This is a genomic window from Bacillus sp. FSL K6-1145 (genome assembly GCF_038003425.1).
Classification (GTDB): Bacteria; Bacillota; Bacilli; order Bacillales; family Bacillaceae; genus Bacillus; species Bacillus pumilus.
The window spans coordinates 1,262,247-1,281,185 of record NZ_JBBOPC010000001.1 but is presented as its reverse complement, the minus strand read 5'-3'; the positions used below and the strand labels follow the sequence as shown (position 1 = coordinate 1,281,185).

The 18,939-nt window shown below is 39.7% G+C and carries 22 protein-coding genes and 2 riboswitches; of the genes, 7 read left to right on the top strand and 15 right to left on the bottom strand.

What is annotated here, in order from left to right; translation table 11 throughout:
* Window positions 1–339: 339 nt before the first annotated feature.
* A complete protein-coding gene (locus MHH41_RS06340) occupies window positions 340–498 on the bottom strand; it encodes a hypothetical protein (protein WP_003212375.1) in 159 nt (52 codons plus the stop codon).
* Between the two features lie 188 nt (window positions 499–686).
* On the opposite strand from MHH41_RS06340, the gene MHH41_RS06335 reads away from it, so the two are divergent.
* Window positions 687–1,016: a MerR family transcriptional regulator gene (locus MHH41_RS06335; protein ID WP_012009715.1), complete on the top strand. Its 330-nt coding sequence runs from the start codon at window positions 687–689 to the stop codon at window positions 1,014–1,016.
* Between the two features lie 265 nt (window positions 1,017–1,281).
* Here MHH41_RS06335 and MHH41_RS06330 read toward each other — a convergent pair whose 3' ends face one another.
* On the bottom strand, window positions 1,282–1,653 hold the full coding sequence (locus MHH41_RS06330; protein ID WP_340865941.1) for a cupin domain-containing protein: 372 nt from the start codon (window positions 1,651–1,653) through the stop codon (window positions 1,282–1,284).
* 213 nt (window positions 1,654–1,866) lie between these two features.
* On the opposite strand from MHH41_RS06330, the gene MHH41_RS06325 reads away from it, so the two are divergent.
* A complete protein-coding gene (locus MHH41_RS06325; RefSeq protein WP_226805099.1) occupies window positions 1,867–2,730 on the top strand; it encodes a LysR family transcriptional regulator in 864 nt (287 codons plus the stop codon).
* A gap of 86 nt (window positions 2,731–2,816) precedes the next feature.
* Here MHH41_RS06325 and MHH41_RS06320 read toward each other — a convergent pair whose 3' ends face one another.
* The 3 genes from MHH41_RS06320 to MHH41_RS06310 all read right to left on the bottom strand — a co-directional run bounded on the left by MHH41_RS06320 (window position 2,817) and on the right by MHH41_RS06310 (window position 5,319).
* Window positions 2,817–3,215 carry a hypothetical protein gene (locus MHH41_RS06320; protein WP_003211828.1) on the bottom strand — a complete coding sequence of 133 codons (399 nt, stop codon included), beginning with the start codon at window positions 3,213–3,215 and terminating at the stop codon, window positions 2,817–2,819.
* A 101-nt stretch (window positions 3,216–3,316) separates the two neighbouring features.
* Entirely contained in the window at window positions 3,317–4,675 is a 1,359-nt protein-coding gene (gene mgtE / locus MHH41_RS06315) for a magnesium transporter (RefSeq protein ID WP_003212108.1), read from the bottom strand.
* Window positions 4,676–4,882: 207 nt separating this feature from the next.
* Window positions 4,883–5,046, bottom strand: a riboswitch (M-box (ykoK) riboswitch).
* 132 nt (window positions 5,047–5,178) lie between these two features.
* Entirely contained in the window at window positions 5,179–5,319 is a 141-nt protein-coding gene (locus tag MHH41_RS06310) for a hypothetical protein (RefSeq protein ID WP_003212346.1), read from the bottom strand.
* A 260-nt stretch (window positions 5,320–5,579) separates the two neighbouring features.
* Here MHH41_RS06310 and MHH41_RS06305 point away from each other — a divergent pair, with 260 nt between their 5' ends.
* Window positions 5,580–6,872 carry an aminotransferase class V-fold PLP-dependent enzyme gene (locus tag MHH41_RS06305; protein WP_340865940.1) on the top strand — a complete coding sequence of 431 codons (1,293 nt, stop codon included), beginning with the start codon at window positions 5,580–5,582 and terminating at the stop codon, window positions 6,870–6,872.
* Window positions 6,873–7,020: 148 nt separating this feature from the next.
* On the opposite strand, the gene MHH41_RS06300 is transcribed toward MHH41_RS06305, so the two are convergent.
* The 6 genes from MHH41_RS06300 to MHH41_RS06275 all read right to left on the bottom strand — a co-directional run bounded on the left by MHH41_RS06300 (window position 7,021) and on the right by MHH41_RS06275 (window position 11,172).
* On the bottom strand, window positions 7,021–7,539 hold the full coding sequence (locus MHH41_RS06300; protein ID WP_050945185.1) for a PepSY domain-containing protein: 519 nt from the start codon (window positions 7,537–7,539) through the stop codon (window positions 7,021–7,023).
* 93 nt (window positions 7,540–7,632) lie between these two features.
* Complete coding sequence (locus MHH41_RS06295; RefSeq protein ID WP_003211196.1) at window positions 7,633–8,322, bottom strand: PepSY domain-containing protein; 690 nt, start codon at window positions 8,320–8,322, stop codon at window positions 7,633–7,635.
* A gap of 67 nt (window positions 8,323–8,389) precedes the next feature.
* The gene (locus MHH41_RS06290) at window positions 8,390–9,739 is read right to left on the bottom strand and encodes a sensor histidine kinase (RefSeq protein WP_106049108.1); all 1,350 of its coding nucleotides are present in this window, start codon (window positions 9,737–9,739) and stop codon (window positions 8,390–8,392) included.
* A 3-nt stretch (window positions 9,740–9,742) separates the two neighbouring features.
* Entirely contained in the window at window positions 9,743–10,429 is a 687-nt protein-coding gene (locus MHH41_RS06285; protein WP_106029825.1) for a response regulator transcription factor, read from the bottom strand.
* Between the two features lie 236 nt (window positions 10,430–10,665).
* Window positions 10,666–10,869, bottom strand: a complete 204-nt coding sequence (locus MHH41_RS06280) for a helix-turn-helix transcriptional regulator (protein WP_050945187.1) — start codon at window positions 10,867–10,869, stop codon at window positions 10,666–10,668.
* Window positions 10,870–11,172, bottom strand: a complete 303-nt coding sequence (locus tag MHH41_RS06275) for a hypothetical protein (RefSeq protein WP_050945188.1) — start codon at window positions 11,170–11,172, stop codon at window positions 10,870–10,872.
* Window positions 11,173–11,629: 457 nt separating this feature from the next.
* Here MHH41_RS06275 and MHH41_RS06270 point away from each other — a divergent pair, with 457 nt between their 5' ends.
* The 3 genes from MHH41_RS06270 to MHH41_RS06260 all read left to right on the top strand — a co-directional run bounded on the left by MHH41_RS06270 (window position 11,630) and on the right by MHH41_RS06260 (window position 15,945).
* Entirely contained in the window at window positions 11,630–12,589 is a 960-nt protein-coding gene (locus MHH41_RS06270) for a S8 family peptidase (protein WP_212045795.1), read from the top strand.
* Between the two features lie 112 nt (window positions 12,590–12,701).
* Window positions 12,702–12,893, top strand: a riboswitch (cobalamin riboswitch).
* 154 nt (window positions 12,894–13,047) lie between these two features.
* On the top strand, window positions 13,048–15,336 hold the full coding sequence (gene metE, locus MHH41_RS06265) for a 5-methyltetrahydropteroyltriglutamate--homocysteine S-methyltransferase (protein ID WP_050945189.1): 2,289 nt from the start codon (window positions 13,048–13,050) through the stop codon (window positions 15,334–15,336).
* 138 nt (window positions 15,337–15,474) lie between these two features.
* A complete protein-coding gene (locus MHH41_RS06260; RefSeq protein WP_003212370.1) occupies window positions 15,475–15,945 on the top strand; it encodes a nucleoside deaminase in 471 nt (156 codons plus the stop codon).
* A 61-nt stretch (window positions 15,946–16,006) separates the two neighbouring features.
* Here MHH41_RS06260 and MHH41_RS06255 read toward each other — a convergent pair whose 3' ends face one another.
* Window positions 16,007–16,423 carry an organic hydroperoxide resistance protein gene (locus MHH41_RS06255; RefSeq protein ID WP_003212261.1) on the bottom strand — a complete coding sequence of 139 codons (417 nt, stop codon included), beginning with the start codon at window positions 16,421–16,423 and terminating at the stop codon, window positions 16,007–16,009.
* A gap of 162 nt (window positions 16,424–16,585) precedes the next feature.
* On the opposite strand from MHH41_RS06255, the gene MHH41_RS06250 reads away from it, so the two are divergent.
* Window positions 16,586–17,032: a MarR family winged helix-turn-helix transcriptional regulator gene (locus MHH41_RS06250; protein ID WP_003212097.1), complete on the top strand. Its 447-nt coding sequence runs from the start codon at window positions 16,586–16,588 to the stop codon at window positions 17,030–17,032.
* Window positions 17,033–17,064: 32 nt separating this feature from the next.
* Here the strand turns inward: MHH41_RS06250 and MHH41_RS06245 are convergent, their stop codons facing one another.
* The 3 genes from MHH41_RS06245 to MHH41_RS06235 all read right to left on the bottom strand — a co-directional run bounded on the left by MHH41_RS06245 (window position 17,065) and on the right by MHH41_RS06235 (window position 18,905).
* Entirely contained in the window at window positions 17,065–17,493 is a 429-nt protein-coding gene (locus tag MHH41_RS06245) for an organic hydroperoxide resistance protein (RefSeq protein ID WP_044138892.1), read from the bottom strand.
* Window positions 17,494–17,644: 151 nt separating this feature from the next.
* Window positions 17,645–17,779: a hypothetical protein gene (locus tag MHH41_RS06240; RefSeq protein WP_050945190.1), complete on the bottom strand. Its 135-nt coding sequence runs from the start codon at window positions 17,777–17,779 to the stop codon at window positions 17,645–17,647.
* Window positions 17,769–18,905 (bottom strand): Rap family tetratricopeptide repeat protein, encoded by a 1,137-nt coding sequence (locus tag MHH41_RS06235; protein WP_050945191.1) that lies wholly within the window; start codon window positions 18,903–18,905, stop codon window positions 17,769–17,771. Before MHH41_RS06235 ends, MHH41_RS06240 begins: the two co-directional genes overlap by 11 nt.
* Window positions 18,906–18,939: the final 34 nt, after the last annotated feature.

Below are 18,939 nucleotides of genomic sequence, written 5' to 3'. Positions count from 1 at the left end.
ACACAGTTTAACATAATCTGTAAAGACTCTATGTTTCTTTACACTGTATTCGTCAAATTTCTACAAAATTCAATATTGCTATAACATTAAACAAAAAAAGAACCCTTTATGTGACATGCGCACATTTCAAGGGATTTTCACAAATCACGCTTTGTTTTGTTGAAAAAGAAGTGATACTCTTTTTTAAGTCACTAATTGTCATTTTCTTGGCCGCACTAGGACTGTACACTCCTAATGAACAGAGCTGCTTCGTATAATAATGTCTTTCCTTCGCTAAAGCTTCTGTTAGGATACGCCGCACCGATTATTCCCTCCTATCAATTGATCTGGAGCAGGTGCTTATGAAGACCTTTTATACAAATCATTTTGTACAGCTCTTAGAAGAGCATGCGCATTCTGACCTGCAGCCTGCATGAATCGCTCCAGTAATTCATCCCTCTTCATATCTAATGCGATGATTTCTTTTGCCATACAGATGATCCGTGTTTGCTCCATCATATGCTCCTCCTCCTATTTCAACTCATCATCATTATATGCAAGCGTAGCAATCACTTCACATATGTTGTCAACTTTCCTTCCATCGTTTTTTCATTTTTATGTTTTTATGTTATATTTTCTAACAAACGATAGGTTTTTTTCGTTGTCATTCTGTATAATATGAAGAAAAGACTTGCAGGGGTGAGTATATGACGCAGGAAGATGTATCTTATAAAGATAAAAAAGTCATTTCAATCGGGATTGTCAGTGAATTAACAGGGCTATCCGTCAGGCAAATCCGATATTATGAGGAACGCAGACTCATCTACCCCCAGCGCTCAACAAGAGGCACGCGTAAATATTCTTTTTCTGATGTAGAACGATTAATGGACATCGCCAACAAACGAGAAGACGGTGTGCAAACAGCGGAGATTTTGAAAGACATGAAGAAAAAGGAACAGGCATTAAAAAGCGGACAATATAAGAAAAAAATGCTGGAAGGTCAAATTAACGCACACTTCCGGTACAAAAATCGATAAACAAATAAAGTTTAGCTGACTCTTTTAGGCTTTGTTCGTACTTGATTTTTGGTCATGGCTTATGAAAAAGAGACAGCTTTTTTTGCTGTCTCCGTTATCAAACCAAAGCCCTTGGCAATGCCAGATCATACTCAGTGAAATAAGCTATATAGGCAAGGACATCCGTTTAAATTTACTTTTTTTAGGCGGTGTTCCACAACATTTCATTCTAAGAAACAACACTATATCAAATAGCGTTTTAGGTATATTGTTAAGTGCAGGCGATCTAGCGTTTATCCATTCGTTCAGGAATCGAAACAGTTCGTTCATTGATCACATTCCCCGTGTTCAGCGTCGTTTTTGGTTCAATTAAGAGCAAATGAACTTCTTCTTCAGCAATTGGCTGATGTTCAATTCCTTTTGGAATCACAAGAAACTCCCCTTCATTAAGCGCTATTTCTCTATCTCTAAAACGGATGACTAGATTTCCTTTCCATACAAAGAACATTTCATCCTCGTCATCATGGTGATGCCAAATGAATTCACCCTTAATTATTACCATTTTCATGTATGAGTCGTTCAACTCTCCACTTATTCTAGGATTCCAATAATCATTTATTTGCGAAAATTTCTCTTGGATATTAACCTTTGAAATCAATAGATTCCCTCCTCATTTACTTGGAAACGTCTTTTTATCTTTCCTAAGCTAAAACTCCCTACCTCGCAAATTCTCCTCCTCATGATGAGACACCAAGGGACACAATGAGCATCAACCTCTTATATTATTAAGTTTACTTATTCTGTTGGATCACGTAAAATCAAAAAATAGTGTATAGTTCATCACAATTTGTGATGCAAAAGGAGCATTGTTTTGGATATTAAATCTTTGGAGATATTTAAAGCAGTAGCTATTGAACAAAGCGTTACAAAAGCTGCTGAGAAATTAAATTATGTGCAGTCCAATGTCACTGCACGAATCCAGCGTCTTGAACAAGAATTAGGTGTTCCTCTTTTCTATCGATATCACAAAAAGATATCCTTAACGCCTGCAGGGCGAGAACTGTTGCCATATGCAAACAAATTACTCTACGATTTTGAAGAAGCGATAGAGGCCGTAAAGCTTTCCTCTACTCCGCGAGGTACTTTGCACATTGGATCTATAGAGTCTACTGCTTCGACAAGATTGCCAATCATTTTCACAGAATATCATAAGACATTTCCTCAAGTAGAATTGAGCTTGTATATGGCACCTACTGTAGATCAGGTTCATGCTATTCTCAACTACAAGGTAGACGGTGCATTGGTTGATGGGCCCATTCTTCATCCCGACATTATTGAATATCCGGTATTGGAAGAATCTCTTGTTCTCATTACAAGCTACTCCCAGGAGGAATTCCAGGTAGAATCAATTTTGCATGAACCATTGCTTTCGTCATTTGCGCATTGCATCTATTTGGGGCGTTGGCAACGATGGTTAGAGAGCAATGGCTTTGCTCCGATGAAGGTAATGGAATATGGCACTTTAGAGGGCGTGCTTAAATGCGTTGAAAACGGGCTAGGGGTTACCGTATTACCAAAATCTATGGTTGAATCTCGGGTGCAAGGCAGATTTACCTGTCATCCTTTACCGGAACCACACAGAATCGTGCCAACTGTGTTTATAAGGCGCCGCGATTCGTACATGACCAGTGCCCTCTCACGGTTTATGGAATTATTGGGCATAACTCATATGTGATCGGGTCATTTGTGGCAAAAAAGAGGATAGATAGAGCGACATTCTTTCAGCTCTTCTATCCTTTTTACATAAAATTATTTTAGCTTTCATTGAGAGGAAGTGTCAGTTCCTTCAACGAGTCCTACAAAGTCAATCCGTACACCACCTTTTTCAGGATCTTCTATGACCCGCATGGCCAGTGCCTTTTTCTCCCCTGTTTTTTCATCTTCGTAATTCGCATGAAAGACGTGAATGCTGGCTTCTTCCAATTGAAAATCATCATAAGAAAGCGTCTCTATGCCCCATTCTTTTTTCAGTTTTAGAATGTCATTTGGGCTTGGGACAGCACCTTCAACATAGATGTTTTCTATTTTTTGTTTATTTCCTTCGGTAATCGCTTCAATCATATGCTCTGCAGCCACTAGTCTTCTGTCTTTCCCCTCGTCTTCCCTTGAACATGCACCTAGCAATACAATGCACATTAAAATGAATAAAAACTTCTTCATTTTTCTCTCCCACCTTCTCCTTAAAATGTAAAGGATGGAAGCGCTATATGCAATCTTTATTCAAAAAAGACTGTAAAACGTCACGTTTTACAGTCTTCATGCTACATCAGTGTATGAAGGAATGCTGTTGCAATTCCAAAATAGATCAATAAGGATAAAATATCATTCAATGTTGTGATCAGCGGCCCAGATGCAATGGCTGGGTCCACGTTTAATCTGTGTAAAATAATCGGTACGACCGTACCTGCCATTGTCCCAATAATCAGTGTTGCAAGCAGTGAGGAACCGACAACAAAACCTAAAATCATATTGCCCTGCCACACCATTGCGACGACTGTAATAATAATAGAGCAGACAATCCCAATGTAAATACTCGTTCTCAGCTCTCTAAAAATAAGGCGCATGATGGTTTTTTTCGTTAATTCTTCTTTTGAAAGCCCTCTAATGACGACGGCAAGAGACTGTGTCCCTGTATTCCCTGTCATCCCGGCAATCATCGGCATGAAGAACGCTAAAGCAACGACTTGCTGAAGGGTACCTTCAAAATAATTTAAAATACTGCCTGAAATCAGCCCAATGAACAAGAGCAAAATGAGCCACGGAAGACGGCGGTATGCCGCCACAAATGCCGGCGTGTCGAACGTGATATCTTTACCAGAGGCAGCAAACTTTTCATAGTCTTCGCCCGCCTCTTGAATCACAACATCAATGATATCATCGACTGTAACAATTCCGACTAGGACATTGTTCTCTTCCACAACAGGAATCGCAAGGAAATCATATCGTTCAATCAGCTTTGCGATTTCCTCCTGATCCTGAAAGGCTCCAACGGCAATGACTCTTGTAAACATGAGATCCTGTACCTTTTCATCCGGTTCACCTAAAATGAGATCCCGGTATGAGAGAACGCCTACAAGCTGTTTTTGATCATTAATCACATATAAATAGTTGATTGATTCCGCAATTTCAGCAAAGCTTTTCAGCTTCACAACGGCATCCTGCACTGTAAAATGCTGAGGAATCCAAACATAACGGTTCGTCATGATCCGTCCCGCTGTCTCAGCAGGATAATTCATAAGAAGCTGGACGGCTTTTGATTCCTCTGCTTCCATGTTAGATAAAAGCTGATCCTTTAGCTCATCCTCCATCTCATCAAACAAGTTGGCTAGATCATCGTTATCCATTTTGTTTGTGACGAAGGTCGCTTTGTCTTTACCTACTTTTTCAAGAACAATTTCTTGATATTCCCGCTCCAGCTCACCCATCATTTCTGTCACGTCATCGACTGGTAAAAAGCTGAGGAAGCGGCCGCGGTGTTTCTCTGGAAGTTCTTTAAATAAGTAGGCCATATCATATGGCTGAAGTTCTTCCATGATGTTTTTAAATTCTTTTCGTTTTCCATCTCTCAGTAAAATAATGATGCGTAAAATGAGTTCATCATACGTAATATTTTGTATCATCGCTGTTACCTCCCCAAAGTCAGGAGATACCCGAATCCCTTAGAATGTGCGGGGGTCAGGATCTCCTCTATCTGATGTCTCAATCTGATCTTTTGACATATCCTCTATGTGTCTCGAATCGGGATGATCCATCCCCACACCTCCTTTTCTCATAAAAAAGCACCTTCAACCGAATGAAGGCGCTTTGTAAGCATGACAAATAAACACTTGCTCCTTCAATCGTAGAGCTTTAGCACTGTATGGCATAGGAAAAATCCAGCTGCATTAAAAATCACCTTATGTCGATGATTTCTGTTGACCCATTGGCGTCTTTGGACATTTTTGGGCAGCAGCGTATCTCCATACAGGAGCCTCACCTAACGAAGTCTCATATTGTTGACACACTGAGATTACAGAAAAAGCGCAGTGATGTCAATAAGCAAGATGCCAATTTCCCTTATGTATTCGCTTACTTTTGAAAAAAAGAGCGATAGACAAAGTAGACTATCGCCCTTTCATGTCTTTTATTCCTCTTCTGGCTGATTCATATCCTCTTGGGAGAGGAGATGAAAGGAATCATGCAAAAACAAAGCATATCCTTCTCCATCAGGATGCGGAACATATTCCGCATGGTCCATTGTCTGCTCTTCTTCTTTTTTCTTCATATTCTCTCGCCTCCTTTCCCGTAGTTTGTCCCAATGAAAAAACCTTACACATGAAAGTGTAAGGAGTGATTAGTACAAAACAGCTGAACTCATAAAGGTGCGGCGAATGTCACCATTGGCAATGCGCTGATAACCGTCGCTTTAGCTAAAAATGAATGATTGTTTACAGAAAAAAGCTCTCTCTGATTAGGGTACAGCCATTGATTGATAACACAATGTATAATACTAAGTATAAAAATTGAATATTGGGGGATATGATGATGAGCGAATCTACACTGAACATGCACTTTTCAAATGATTTATTAAAAAAAGTAAGAGAACAATTTTTATATATTGATGAGGATCCTATCCTAAAAAAGGAACGACTTTTTTTTGACAATGCAGGTGGCTCTCTTCGTTTAAAACAGGCAAATCATATATTTTCAATCATTGATGGCATCCCAGATTGTTCTGAAAGAAATCATAAAGCTGCAAAACACTTGATTGATATCCAAAAAAAGGGGATTGTTGATCTTCAAACCATTTTTAACGTGAAACAAGGAAGCTTCGCCACATATCTGACAGCATCACAGGCTATCTTTCAAACTACGGGTATCATTGCAGAACATATTCAAGGAACAAATATTGTCACAACATCCTTAGAACATCCAGCAGCCTACGACGCAGCTAGTTTTTATGCAAATAAATTAAACAAAGAGCTGAGAGTGGCCAAGTCTAATCCTTTAACAGGTGGAGTGAACGTAGAAGACATCTTGGCATTAATCGATCAAGATACTGTTCTTCTAAGCGTCATCTATGCTTCGAATATCTCTGGTGCTATTTTAGATATTGAACAAATTGTACAAGAGGCAAGAAAAAAGAAACCAAACTTATTTATCATGGTTGATGCCGTTCAACATGCACCTCATGGTTTAATTGATATTGAAAAAACACCTGTGGATGTGATAAATTTTGCTCCATATAAATTTTTTGGTGTTAGAGGCTGCGGGATTGCTTATTTATCGGAAAGAGCTGCTCTTCTCCCTCATCATAAGTTAAAAGGAAAGAAAGAAACTGAATGGGGTCTAGGAACTCCAGCACCTGCTCATTATGCGGCTATTAGCGCAATTGTTGATTATGTGTACTGGCTTGGAGGTCATTTTACAACAGTGAATGCCAGACGACAGTTATTCGCAGCAGGTATGGAAGCTATCGGAAAACAAGAAAGGTCTTTATTAAAAATAATGCTAGACGGGACACCCAACGTAAAAGGGCTAAGAGAAATCAAAGGAGTTACCGTGCATCTTGATGACCATGATTTATCAAAAAGAGATTTCATCGTAGCCATATCGATAGAAGGAACAAACCATGAGGATGCAGTAAGACAATATGAACAGCACGGTGTGATCGTATATGAAAGGTTGAATACAAGCATTTATTCTAAAAGGATGCTGGATTCCTTTGGAATGAAAGGGGCTATTAGAATATCACCTCTCCATTGTCATACTATTCAAGAGATTGAGACGTTTTTAAGAACAACTGAAATGATAAGCAATCAACATAAAAAGCATTAACACGCTTGGTGGACAGATACATGGAAGTACGCTATTTAGTTTAAAAGATGATATTCATTTGTACTTTAATATAATCATTTAAGCAAAAATAACGGTCTGAACCATCGGTTCAGACCGCATACAAATTTATCTTAGGATTGCTGCCGTATTAATCATCCCATTCTTGCTTCAGGATTTTGCCTGTTTTAGCGGAAATCTCAAAATCAACTTCCTCGCCGTTTGGTGTGGTGATTTCGACTTCATACAAGTACACACCATTTTCTTTATCTAAATCAGAATCTGTGACTGTTCCTTTTACTTTTGCAAGGGCAATTTGTTCAGCCTGCTTTTTAGTGATCTTCACATTCTTTTTCTTTTCTTTGACTGGATCATTCAGCGCTTTCCCTGTTTTGGCATCGACATATACTTTATATTCAAAGCCGCCTTTTTTAATCTCGACCTCATACACCCATTTTCCTTTTTTACGCTCAAGATCCACATCGTCCACATAGCCTTTCACAACTTTTAATGCTGCTTTTTCAGCTTGTTTCTTTGAGACAAACGATGATTTCTTTTGCACCACCTGCTCGGCGTTTGCTGTTTGATTTGTATTTTGCGCTTGAAGTGTGAAACCACCTGCGACAAGAGTTCCTGTTAATGCTGTAGCTACTAGTACTTTTTTCATCATGTTCATGTCCTCCTCTATTTGATTTCTCCTTTATCTTAAAGAAACAAGATGATAAAGGAAGGAAAGAAACATGAGAAAATCATGAGAAAAGGATTAGTTTTCGTACGTAATACCTTCAATGTCTCCTGTATATGCGTTCACAAGCACCTCTGCCTCTCGCCCATCAGGCAAATCCAGCTCCACCTCAAAGACGAGCATACCGCTAAATGTTTCAAGATCAGCATCATCCACTGTCCCTCCGACTTCTTTTACTGCAATTCGGATGGCTTCTTCGACCGTGATTTTTGTCATTTTCTTTTCTTTAGAGGTTGGGTTTTTCTTTTCTGCTTCAAGCACCTTAAACGTTTGCTTGTCGACATCGACTTGATATAATTCTTTTTTTGATTGGATCGTAAAAATAAAACGATCGGACTTTTCTTTCTTTTGAATGACCGTACCGCTTACTTTTTTAACAGCCGCTTCTTCTGCCAGAAGCTCAGCATTTTTTTCATTTGGTTTTTGATAGCTTTTTAACTGCTTGATTTCTTTCATTTGACCGCTTGCAGAAGATGCAATGATTTGATAGATCCCATTTGAATTTTCCAGGGTCAAGGTATAGTCCTGTTTATGATTGATTAAATCAATATTTGTAATGTTTCCATTGTAGTCTTTTGCGATGATTTTTTTGATTTCTGCTTCACTTAATATTTTTTGATCAATGGTTTGAATCATGAGCATTGCAAAGGCTGCAAGAACGACGAGACATCCTGCGAGCGCAAGCACCATTTTCGTTTTTCTAGACATGCAGCGCCTCCTTCCTATTTCCTATTTTATAAGGAGGAAATGAGAAATTGATGAGAAAAGACCTATTTTATTTCTGAAAAAGAATGGTCATGGTTGTCCCTTCGCCGATACGACTGTCCACCTTCAGTTCGGCCCCGTGCTCTTCCGCAATTTGCTTCGCAATTGAAAGACCAAGTCCGGTTCCGCCCGTCTCACTGTTTCTCGCTTCATCCACACGGAAAAAGCGGTCAAAGATTTTCGGCAGATCCTCTTCTTTTATGCCAATCCCATGGTCAACGACTGAAATAAACGGCTTCTCTCCCGCCCATCCGCAGGTCACATCAACGGGCTCTGTACTATATTTAACTGCATTATCAATCAAGATGGTCAAAAGCTGTTTGATTTTCTCTTCATCCCCCTCAGCGACGAGCGGCTGATCTGTTTGCACATCAGGATCAATGGTTCGATTCGTTGCGACTTCAAGTGTATGACATACCTGCTTGCATAAATGACCAAGATCAACTGGCTTCATGTCCAAGTAAAGCGGCTGACCATTTTTCGCAAGTGTTAATAATTGATCTGTCAGCCTTTTCATTTTTTTCGCTTCATCATGAATCGCTTGAGAGGATTCTTCTATAACCTCTGGACGTGTCTGTCCCCAGCGCTTTAGTAAATTGCTGTAGCTCATAATGACGGTAATCGGTGTCTTCAATTCATGAGAGGCATCATGCAAGAATTGCTGCTCTTTCTCATAATGCTTCTCGAGGATTTCTGACATTTCATTAAAGGTTTGTCCCATTTGATACAATTCATCCTTTGAATCGCCTGCTAGTTTGATTCGCTTAAACGCCTTCTCCTTCATACTTGCCTTCATGGTGCTCGTCATTCTACTAATAGGGCGTACAATTTGTTTTGTTAAAATGTGACCAGCAAAATAGGAAAGCACTATAATTAAAACGCCAGCAGCGATTAAAATCATTCTTAATAACGCCAAATTCTCTTCCGTATTTTCGATTTCTTCATATACTTGGAGCGACACAATCTCGCCATTTGTCCAAATAACCGGAATCGCAGCGAACGCAATCATATGCTTGTTGTATTCTTTGATTTCTGCTGTCTGACCAGTTTCATATGTAAAAGGCAGTGAGCTAAACGTTGATTCCTTTGTGACAGTCAGCTTTGACTCACCCTTTTCTGTCACGACACGGATCATGCCATTTTGAGGCAGGTACGCCTTCAGCAGCTCCGAGGATGGAAGACCCTCTTCTTCTGATTTTTTTAAAGCAATGGCAATATTTTCAGCGACCTCAGACAGCCTGGACATATCTTTTTGCGTCAAGGTCATCGAAAAAATAAAATAAATGGCTGTATGAAACAGTAGCACCATTAAAAACAAGGACAACGATGTATAAAGCTGAATTTTATTTTTTAATCTCATTCTTTATCCTTTCATCACATAACCCACACCTCTCACTGTGTGAATCAGCTGTTTTTCGAATGGGTAATCGACTTTTTTCCTTAAATAACGAATATAGACATCCACTACGTTTGTGTCACCGAAGTAATCAAAGCCCCAAACGGCTGTTAAAAGCTGATCTCTTGTAAGCACTTGCTGCTGATGCTTCAGCAAGTGGACAAGCAGGTCATATTCTCTCGGTGTGAGCTCAAGCATTTGCCCGGCCCTTTGTATGTCTCTTGTTTTCTCGTTGACGGTCAAATCTGCTATGCTAAGCTCTGTTTCCTTTTCTTCTTGCGCCTTTATATTCAACCTTAGCTGCGCACGAATTCGCGCTAGTAATTCTTCTATGTCAAAAGGCTTTGTAATATAATCATTCGCCCCAAGATCGAGGCCGCTTACTTTATCAGGCACACTCCCTCTTGCTGTTATCAAAATAATAGGTGTCGCTGTATTTGTCTTTCGAACCCTTCTCAGCACTTCAAGACCACTTAATTCTGGAAGCATGACGTCAAGCAGCACCAAATCGAAGCTTTCCTCTTCAAGAGCCTGGAGTCCGCTCATACCTGTATCTTTGACTTTGACCTCATATCCTTCATATTCAAGCTCTAGTGACAGCACCCTTGCAATTTTCTTTTCATCTTCGACTACGAGTATCTTCCCTTTGTTCATCTCTATCTCTCCTATCTAAAAGGCAAGCTTGTCTTTCCATTATTATATGTTGCCTTTCCCATTTGGAACAGTCACAAACTTCACGTCTTTTTTTACTTAAAAAAGGAACATATATTTAATAAAGCTGTATTCATTTTCATCAATTTTTAAACATAGTCATTCAATCTCACGAAATACAGAGAAATCAAATTGAATAGATGCTCAACAAAAAAAGCCTCTTTCTTGAGGCTTTTTATTTATTTCGTTTTAGGATTATTGTCAAAAAGCTCGTCTACTGTGGTATCCAGAACAGTTGCAATGTCAAAGGCTAATTGTAAAGTAGGATCATATTTATCATTTTCAATGGCATTTATGGTTTGTCTTGAGACCTTACAACGTTTAGCCAGTTCTTCTTGGGATAATTTAAAAGATTTTCTGAGTTCTCTAATATGATTTTGCATTTAATCACCATATTTTTTTCTGTAAATGATTAATGAAAACAAATATATGATTGAGATCAGAGTCAAAAACATGATAGGGGAAACTCCAAAACCTTTATAAGAATTTTTTTCTTGAATCATATAAAATATGGCCTGTGCGACTTCTAATACCAGTATACCGATTACCACCATAAAAGCATAGGATTGAGCTTTCGAGTAGATAAATTTCTTTCTCTCATCACCTTTTTGAATCATTGGTGCAATAAAAATGAACAGTCCGATCAGTAATAATATAACTGAATACACAATTTTTACAACATCCATTTATTCGTCCCCTCTCCATCAAAATGTAAAAAACTCTTTACATTTAAAATCATAGCATCATTCCGATAAATGTCAAATACTTTTTACATTTTATTTTATATAACGTTATCATAAAAAAACAATCATTCGCCCCTCGCTTGTGCTCTTCCTTCCCTTCTATTTATCATCTCCTGATTTCATTGTTATGTAGTTTGCCTCTTTTAGTCCTTTTCACCCATTTTCATCTATACAGGTGCAAGCTCACTATGCAGCATTTCCTTCTTTTTCATATGATATCAAGAGTTTTCCTCAAAAGCTGAGTTCTTTCGTCAAGATGTGAGGAGAACTGCACTTTTGATAATAGATTGATTATTTGAAAAATTATTACAATTGACCCTTTCCGATTAAAAGTTTCTTTTATACAATAACATTACGCAGCCTGAATCTACTTTGAAAACAAAATAAGGAGGGCTTTCTTATGAAAGGTGAAATTCGCTTAATTCCGTATGAAGTAAAAGCCAATGTGATGGAAGCGAAAGAGACGCCGGAAAGTATTCAGGAGATTAAAGCACCCGAACTTTGGTCAAGTGGCTTCAAAGGAAAAGGCATAACCATTGCTGTCCTTGATACAGGCTGTGACACAGAGCATCCCGACTTAAAAGATCAAATTATCGGAGGCAAGAACTTTACCGATGATGACAATGGAGATGCTGAAAATGTAAAAGACTACAACGGGCATGGTACCCATGTAGCAGGAACGATTGCAGCAACAGATCAAAATGGCGGAATTCTAGGGGTTGCCCCTGAAGCCAAGCTGCTGATCGTGAAAGTTCTAGGCGGTGAAAATGGCAGCGGGAAATACGAATGGATCATTAATGGCATCAACTATGCCTCTGAGCAGAAGGTGGATATTATCTCTATGTCTCTCGGTGGTCCAAGCAATGAGCCCGCCTTGCAGGAAGCCATTCAAAATGCGGTGAAAAGCGGTGTACTTGTTGTGTGCGCAGCAGGAAATGAAGGGGACGGGGACGAGCGAACGGAAGAGTTCTCCTACCCAGCAGCATACAATGAAGTCATTGCCGTCGGCTCTGTCTCCCTTGCAAGAGAATCCTCTGAATTCTCCAACGCCAATAAAGAAATCGACCTCGTCGCTCCAGGAGAAGACATTTTATCCACTCTTCCTAACCATAAATATGGCAGACTCACAGGCACCTCAATGGCTGCCCCTCACGTGAGCGGTGCACTAGCCATTATTAAAAATGCCGAAGAAGAAGCGTTCCAGCGTAAGCTGACAGAGCCTGAGGTCTATGCTCAGCTTGTCAGAAGAACCCTTCCACTGAAGCAATCTAAAGCCCTCGTCGGAAATGGATTTTTATATTTAACTGCGCCTGATGTCCTTTTAGAAAAAACATTGGAAGCAGATCTTTTATCTCTATAGCATGAATAGAGGTCCTGAGAATAGATAGAATTTTCTCAGGATTTTTTTAATTAAAATTATTCAAAATTTACTTTGACGAAATGAAATGGACGTTATATAATCGAACACAATAAATTCATAGTTTGAGAGTCGGTAATTCGATCATACGTCGAATTTTAATTGGGAAGACCGGTGAAAATCCGGCGCGGTCCCGCCACTGTGAGTGAGGAGAGCTTTTCTTATGAATCCACTGTCATAAGGACGGGAAGGATGAAAAGCTTGCAGATTCACCAGCCAGGATACCAGCCGCTCTATCACATCAAACCCCCTACGGTTGATAGGAGATGTCGGAAAAAAGCGTCAGTTCTGCTCACGCCTTATTTCGCACACACATTTTGTCTTTTTAAACCAGACATTTGCCCTCATCAATCTTCACCATGAGTGTAAATGTCTTTTTATATTTAGAGGAGGAATTGGAATTGACAATTGTTAAAACAAGTAATCTAGGTTTTCCGAGAATTGGTTTAAACAGAGAATGGAAAAAAGCACTTGAGTCTTATTGGAAAGGTCAAACTGACCGTGAAACCCTCTTAAGCACACTGGATGAACAATTTTTAACTGCCATTAAAACGCAAATTGATCAACAAATTGATGTTGTTCCTTCTGGAGATTTTACCTTCTACGATCACGTGCTCGATACTGCTGTCATGTTCAATTGGATTCCAGAGCGCTTCCGCAGCTTAAAAGACCCGCTAGATACATACTTCGCGATGGCAAGAGGAACAAAAGATGCTGTCTCAAGTGAAATGACAAAATGGTTTAATACAAACTATCACTACATCGTTCCAGAATACGAAAAAACCACCGAATTCAAACTCACACATAACAAACCGCTTGAAGCTTACGAAAAGGTGAAAAAGGCGTTTGGTGTTGAAACAAAACCTGTCGTACTTGGTCTTTATACATTTGTCTCACTTTCTAAAGGCTATGAACCAAATGAAGTAAAAGAGATTCAGCAGCGTCTCGTCCCGCTTTATACTCAAGTTTTAAAAGAACTTGAAGAAGCTGGCGTCAAATGGGTACAAATTGATGAGCCAGCACTTGTCACAGCTTCATATGAAGACGTGAAAGCCGTCAAAGAAATCTATCAAACGATCAAAGAAGCCGTACCTGCCTTAAATATTCTTCTTCAAACCTACTTTGATTCAGTAGATGCGTATGAAGAGCTTGTCACATATCCTGTTGAAGCCATCGGTCTTGATTTTGTCCATGATCAAGGACGCAATCTTGATCAAGTGAAAAAGCACGGCTTCCCGAAAGATAAAATTTTAGCAGCAGGCGTCATTGATGGAAGAAATATTTGGAGATCAGATCTTGGTGAAAGATTGTCATTCGTTTCTGAGGTCATTGCTGACGCTCAGCCGAAGGAAGTATGGCTGCAGCCATCAAGCAGTTTGCTGCATGTACCAGTTGCAAAACACCCAAGCGAACAGCTTGAAGAAAAACTATTAAACGGACTGTCTTATGCTACTGAAAAGCTGGCTGAATTAACAACATTAAAAGAGGGCTTAACAAAAGGAGCTGCGGCGATTGAAGCCGCCATCAATGAAGCCAAGCAAGCACTTCTTACTTTAAAAGAATTTGCAAAAGGAACCAATGCGGATTTCACAGCAGAACGCAACAATCTTTCATCGAAAGACTTTAAGCGTCCAGTTGCCTTTGAAGAGCGCCTTCGTATCCAAAACGAATCTCTTGAACTGCCACTCTTGCCAACAACAACCATTGGCAGCTTCCCGCAGTCTGCTGAAGTGCGTAGCGCTCGTCAAAAATGGCGTAAAAATGAATGGACAGATGCAGAATATGATGAATTTATTAAGAAAGAAACAAAAAGATGGATTGATATTCAGGAGGAAATCGGTCTGGACGTTCTCGTACATGGAGAATTCGAACGTACAGACATGGTTGAATACTTTGGTGAAAAGCTAGCCGGATTTGCCTTTACGAAATTTGCTTGGGTACAATCCTACGGCTCACGCTGCGTGAAGCCGCCAATCATTTATGGAGATGTCGAGTTTACAGCACCAATGACCGTGAAAGAAACGGTTTATGCACAAAGCTTGACGGAGAAAAAGGTCAAAGGAATGCTGACAGGTCCTGTCACCATCTTAAACTGGTCTTTCCCAAGAACAGATATCACCCGAAAAGACATTGCCTTCCAGATTGCTTTCGCATTACGTAAAGAGGTAGAAGCGTTAGAGGAAGCAGGGATTCAAGTTATTCAAGTGGATGAACCTGCGCTAAGAGAAGGTCTTCCGCTCAAAGAAAGTGATTGGGCAGACTATTTAAACTGGGCAGCAGAGTCGTTCCGTCTATCAACATCATCTGTTCAAAATGAAACGCAAATTCATACACATATGTGCTACAGTAACTTCGAGGATATTGTCGATACGATCGAAGACCTTGATGCCGACGTGATCACAATTGAACATTCACGCAGTCATGGCGGATTCCTCGATTACCTAGAGAAGCATCCGTATTTGAAAGGCCTCGGACTTGGTGTATATGACATCCATAGCCCGCGCGTTCCATCTGTCGAAGAAATGAGTCAAATCATTGATGATGCGCTGAACGTATGCCCGACAGATCGCTTCTGGGTGAATCCTGACTGTGGACTAAAAACGAGACAAGAGCCTGAAACCATTGCTGCTTTGAAAAACATGGTGACGGCGGCTGAAGTCGCTCGTAAAAAGCTGTCGCAGCATGCATAATTGATTTCCTCTCCCCTGCTATCATGGCGGGGGATTTTTATGTGCAAATTGTCCTGCTTGACCATCTACTAGGAGGTTTCCTTTTCTAGCATGATTCGTTTATACTAGAGAAGTCAGTCGAACAAAGGGAGGAAGACAATGAATCACGAAGATTTTTTACAACGCGCAATTGATCTTGCAGTAGAAGGAGTCAATAGTGGTACTGGCGGCCCTTTTGGAGCAGTCATTGTCAAGGATGGACAGATTATTGCCGAGGGAAGCAACAATGTGACAACAACAAATGATCCAACCGCACATGCTGAAGTCACAGCCATTCGAAAGGCGTGCCAAACGCTGAATACATACCAATTAGAAGATTGTATTTTATATACAAGCTGTGAGCCTTGTCCGATGTGTCTTGGTGCTATTTACTGGGCTAGACCAAAAGCGGTCTATTTTGCTGCTGGACATCAGGATGCAGCAGTTTCTGGTTTTGATGACTCGTTTATTTATGAAGAAATCAATAAAGATTACGAATCAAGAAATATTCCATTTTATCAGCTGACACTTCAAAAAACCCTTGCACCATTTGAAGCATGGGAAACATACGAACAAAAGAAAGAATATTAAAAAAAGACACCTGCGCTCATCAGCAGGTGTTTCTTTTTTTCAGCGTGATAGAGGACCTTTTTTATTCAGCCACTTCAAGCTCTACTTCGATGTTCCCTCTTGTTGCTTTTGAATATGGACAGAATTCATGCGCAGCCTCAACAAGCTCTTTCACCTTGTCATGGTCAAGGCCTTTTGCAGATACAATCAGCTTGACACCAAGCTTAAATCCGCCATCACTTTCATCTTTTAAAAGACTGACATGTCCCTCGACTTCTGATTCAATGTTGACCCCTTGCTTTTTCGCTACTTGTTCAAGTGCCCCTCCGAAACAAGCTGCATAGCCCGCTGCAAATAATTGCTCTGGATTCGTACCAGTTTCTCCGTCTTTCTTTGCATTAGGCATGACAATGTTATGATCGAGCACACCATCTTCTGAACGAACATGTCCAGCTCTTCCATGTTGTGCCTTTACTTTTGCTGTGAATAATGGTTTCATCTTCATCTCCTCCTTTATCTATTTATTCCTTTCACGTTCTATCCATTTCTCAAACATTTATCGCACATTAAAGAATTTTTTCGTTTTTGGGCTGTATTTATTTTAAAAAAGAAGAAAATCTTATACAATGATAAGTATGACAAAAAATAGTTGGTGACTGACATGACAAATGAATTCGAGCATATGAAGCTGGAAAATCAGCTTTGTTTCTTGTTATATGCAAGTTCAAGAGAGATGACGAAGCAGTATAAACCGTTATTAGAAGAGTTAGACATTACGTATCCGCAATATTTGGCACTGCTTTTATTGTGGGAGCATGGGACATTAAATGTGAAAACGATGGGAGAGCTTTTATATTTAGACTCCGGTACACTCACACCTATGCTGAAACGGATGGAGCAAAACGGACTCATCATCCGCGAGCGCTCGAAAGAGGATGAACGTTCTGTGCAAATTCGTTTAACGGAATATGGCGAGCAACTAAAAGAGAAGGCTACTGCAATTCCATTTCAGATGCTGTCTGGGACAGGCAGATCGGAAGAAGAGTTAAAAACGCTGCGCGCCTCTTTGCATGAGCTTTTGCAAAAATTAACACAATCAAAAGGCTGAGGGAACATTCCCTCAGCCTTTTATGATATCAATTATTGTGCGACAGCTACTAATTCTACTTCGATATTTCCTTGAGTCGCTTTTGAATATGGGCATACGCCGTGTGCTTTATGAACAAGCTCATCTAATGCTGATTGCTCAATTCCAGTTCCTTTTACTTCTAGCTTAACGCCTAGTTTGAAGCCGCCATCTGAACTGTCTTTTACTAAGCTCACATGTGCTGTTACTTCACTTTCAAAACGGATACGCTCTTGTCTTGCGACCATTTGAAGGGCTGAATCAAAACATGCAGAGTAGCCTGCTGCAAATAATTGCTCTGGATTTGTTGCTTTTTCAATTTTTTTCGCTCTTGGTGTTCCAGGCATTGCTACATCATGCTCAAGCACACCATCAGTTGAAACAACCTTTCCTTCTCTTCCTCCTACAGCTGATACCGTTGCAGTAAATAAAACTTCTGACATGTATATAACCCTCTTTCTCTCCAATAATATTTTCTACAATTGAATTGTACACAATTAAAATTCAAGAGTCAACGAATACACACTCTTTTTTTAAGATTTCCTTTCTCCTCTATTTTATGTAAACAGTAAAAAAAGCCCTTAATAAGGGCTTTTAGATGATGTCTTGCTGCGCATTTGGTTGTTGTAGCGTATGATTTCTGTTATCCGGGTCGGCATTTGCTGCTGCCAGCCATAACGCCAGGATGGTGATGCTTGTACAGACGACTGCCCATTTTTTAAAATTCATATAAACAATCCCCTCTCTGAATATAGATTCGAGCATGTTCCGCTTCTCCGTAGAACATGGAAGATTTTTCATAATCTTCCATTTCATTATAATACTTTGCGGTGTCTAATGCCAGCTCCTCTATATCTGGATATGCATAGGCAGACTCTAAAAAATGAAAAATTCGTTTAATATGCTCCGCATCTTGCTTTAAATACAATGCTTCTAAAAATATCGTCTTTTGAATATGAATGTCATCTTGAAGTACTTCTGCTCGCTTCATACATTCTTCTCTGTAGTGTAAGGCTTCTTCGTGTTTACCTTGTTTGTATAATATCTGAGCGGCTGTATAAAGAGGGTCTATGGATCGACGAAGGTGATCGGATTGATTTTGGTCAAATAACGAGATGGATTCTTTCATTAGTACGAGTGCGCGGTCAAGATCGCCCATTCGGTAATAACTGTTGCCCATATTAAACAAAGAGGAAGCAATAAAACGCACATTTTGAAAGTCTCTTGATCTCGCAAGCGCTCTCTCGAGATGTGGTAATGCCTTTTCATGTCTTCTCATATCATCATAATTACCTGCCACAATAAATTCGCATTGGATCGTGCGAAGCGCATATAGCTCATGCTGAATATAGACATCTCGCGCCAGTTTGGCATGATGCATCGAGATATGTGTTTGTTTCATGTGATAATATATTTCTGACATTTTAAAATGAAATTCCGCACGTTCAATATCATCTGACACAAAAGAAAGCTTGTGCTCTGCCTTTTGATAAGACGAGATGGCAGCAATATACTGCCTACGGCCAAATTCATACATGCCTCTGAAAAAATGATAGTAGTATTCAAGCATGCCTGTGACATGTGTTTGATGCTCATCTATTTCTTTCGAAAGCTCGGAAAAGTTGGCGCGAAGCTTTCCTTCCTTTAATGGCTTTAAATAATCGAGCATGACCTCATGTCTGAATTCCATTAAAGAAAAATAGAGAAGCAAATTCTGATCTTCTTCCATTGAATCAAGAGAGGTGCGAATTTCCTGCTTTAGTTGTTCTGCTTGTTCTGAATCAAATCTGCGGATTAATTCATACCACTTGTTGATTTTCACTCCAATATCCGAAGAGGGAATGATTTTCGCCATACGTTGCCTTCTCCAATCTTCTCAAAATATAAAA